This window comes from Mesorhizobium sp. M7A.F.Ca.US.002.01.1.1 (genome assembly GCF_004022955.1).
Classification (GTDB): Bacteria; Pseudomonadota; Alphaproteobacteria; order Rhizobiales; family Rhizobiaceae; genus Mesorhizobium; species Mesorhizobium ciceri.
On record NZ_RZQE01000628.1, the window covers coordinates 1 to 2,762 of the forward strand.

A 2,762-nucleotide genomic window follows, 5' to 3' on the forward strand; every position below is an offset into this window, starting at 1 on the left:
GGCTGTACGCTGCCTGTCCCTTGAACAGTTCGTGCCACTTCCGGGCCCCGCTGCACGCCGATTGCCCATTTGCGACCCATGTCGCAAATTTAATCTTGTCGTAGCGGCGTAGCCGATTGACAGACATGGTTTTTCCTGATGTCGCTATGCTATTCGCGACATCCTGTTCGCGCCATGGCTGTGTGAGGTTCCCTTGAACGCCGTAAAGCATCCGATCAAGCGGTCGTTTGTATTCTTCCTTATTCCCGATTTCACCATGATCGCCTTTGCGACCGCGCTCGACCCACTGCGCTCGGCCAATCGCATGCTCGGCTACGAGGCCTATCGCTGGCGCCTCGCCAGCATCGACGGCAAGCCGGTGCGCGCCTCGAACGGAGTCGAGTGCGCGGTCAACACGTCGCTCGAGGATGAACGCAAGAAGATGGCAGGCCCCGATCGGCCGAACATGGCCATCGTCTGCAGCGGCATCAATGTCGAGCGCTACCAAAACAAGTCCGCCTTCGCCTGGCTGCGCGAGGAATACAATCGCGGCGTCGCCGTTGGCGGCCTGTGCACCGGCGCGCATATCCTCGCCGCCGCCGGCCTGTTGTCCAACAAGCGCTGTGCCATCCACTGGGAGAACCTGCCGGGCTTTTCCGAGGCGTTCCCGAAGGCCAATGTCTTTGCCGACCTCTTCGAGATCGACCAGAACATCTACACCTGCGCCGGTGGCACTGCCGCACTCGACATGATGCTGAAGCTGATCGGCGACGACTTTGACGAGAACCTCGTCAACCGCGTCTGCGAGCAGGTGCTGACCGACCGCGTGCGCAGCCCCACCGACCGCCAGCGCCTGCCGCTGCGCGCCCGCCTCGGCGTCCAGAACTCGAAAGTGCTGACCATCATCGAGTTGATGGAGGGCAATCTGTCGGAGCCGCTGTCACTGATCGAGATCGCCGATCATGGCGACCTGTCGCGCCGCCAGATCGAGCGGCTGTTCCGCACCGAGATGGGCCGCTCCCCCGCCCGCTATTATCTCGAAATCCGGCTCGACCGCGCTCGGCACCTGCTGATCCAGTCCTCGATGCCAGTGGTCGAGGTGGCGGTCGCCTGCGGCTTCGTCTCGGCCTCGCATTTCTCCAAATGCTACCGCGAACTCTACGCCCGCTCGCCGCAGCAGGAGCGCGTCGACCGCAAGCAGCTGCTGGCCGCCTGAGCAGAGGTGTCACGTGAGTACGAGAACGACTCGACCCGAAAGACTGGCCGACCGGCGCATCTTTCCTCTCGATGTCGAAAAATGGCTAGCGCTCAAGGCGGCTCTGGACGCCCCGAAACGTGATCTTCCTCGCCTCAAGCTGTTGAGCGAGCCAAGTATCTTTCCAGATGATCAGGCTGTGTCGGTCTGACTACGCCTGCGCCGTGCGCATCGCCTCGACCCGAATATCCTCGGTCAGCCGCGCTTTCAGCGCCGAGAATTCCGGGCTGGTCTTCAGCGTGTAATGGCGCGGATGCGGCAGGTCGATGGCGACATCCGACTTGATGCGGCCGGGCCGCGCCGTCATCACGATGACGCGCGAGGCCATGAAGATCGCCTCCTCGATGTCATGGGTGACGAACAGCACCGTCTTTTGGCGCCGTTCCCAGATGCCGAGCAGCAGTTCCTGCATCAGACCGCGCGTCTGGTTGTCGAGCGCGCCGAACGGCTCGTCCAGCAACAGGATCTCCGGATCGTTAGCCAGCGCCCGGGCGATCGCCGTGCGCTGCTGCATGCCGCCGGAGAGCTGCTTCGGCCAATGGTTCTCGAACCCTTTCAGGCCGACGAGATTGATGTAGGAAGCGACGACCCCGTCCCGCTCCTTTTCGGGCATTCCGCGTTCGCGCAAGCCGAAAGCGATGTTCTGCGCCACAGTCAGCCAGGGAAACAGCGTGTAGGACTGAAAGACCATGCCGCGATCCGGCCCCGGCCGGGTCACCGCCTTGCCGTCGAGCAGCACACGGCCCTCGCTCGATGCTTCCAGGCCCGCGACAATCCTGAGCAGTGTCGACTTCCCGCAGCCGGACGGCCCCAGAATAGTGATGAAGTCGTTGGCGGCGACCGCCAGGTCGATCGGCATCAGCGCCTTGACCGGCTGACCGCCGCGCACGCCGGCAAAGGTGCGCGAAACGCCCTCGATGAGAAGCTTGTTCACGCCAGGCTCCACGGAAAGAGCCAGCGGTTGAAGGCCTTGAAGGCGAAGTCGGACAACAGCCCGATCAGTCCGATGACGATGATGCCGAAGATGATCTGACCCGTCGCCAGCCGCGACTGACTGTTGATGATCATGTAGCCGATGCCGGATGACGAGCCGATCAGTTCCGCGACGATGACATAGGTCCAGGCCCAGCCGAGCACCAGCCGCAGCGTCTCGGCGATCTCCGGCGCATTGGCCGGCATGATCACCCGGTTGACGATGCCGCTGTTGGTGGAACCCAGCGTGTAGGCGGCCTCGACCAGATCGCGTCGTGTGCCGCCAACTTTGACCGCGATGATGAGGACGATCTGGAACACCGAGCCGACGAAGATGACCAGCAGTTTTTCCAGCTCGCCGATGCCGGCCCACAAGATGAGCAGTGGGATGAATGCCGACGCAGGCAAGTAGCGGGCGAAGGAGACAAAAGGCTCCAGAAACGCCTCCACCGGCTTCCAGGCGCCCATCGCGATGCCAAGCGGCACCGCGACGACCGAGGCAAGCAGGAAGCCGCCGAAGACGCGCCAGATGGTGATCAGAACGTCGAGCCAGAAA

The 2,762-nt window shown here is 62.9% G+C and carries 3 protein-coding genes; 1 reads left to right on the top strand and 2 read right to left on the bottom strand.

The window, feature by feature from the left end:
* The first annotated feature begins 256 nt into the window (after window positions 1-256).
* A complete protein-coding gene (locus tag EN932_RS33155) occupies window positions 257-1,195 on the top strand; it encodes a GlxA family transcriptional regulator (protein ID WP_348630218.1) in 939 nt (312 codons plus the stop codon).
* A 190-nt stretch (window positions 1,196-1,385) separates the two neighbouring features.
* On the opposite strand, the gene EN932_RS33160 is transcribed toward EN932_RS33155, so the two are convergent.
* Complete coding sequence (locus tag EN932_RS33160; RefSeq protein ID WP_127368376.1) at window positions 1,386-2,168, bottom strand: ABC transporter ATP-binding protein; 783 nt, start codon at window positions 2,166-2,168, stop codon at window positions 1,386-1,388.
* On the bottom strand, window positions 2,165-2,762 hold a 598-nt coding region (locus tag EN932_RS33165; RefSeq protein ID WP_164890755.1), incomplete at its 5' end, for an ABC transporter permease. The genes EN932_RS33160 and EN932_RS33165, both read right to left, overlap by 4 nt.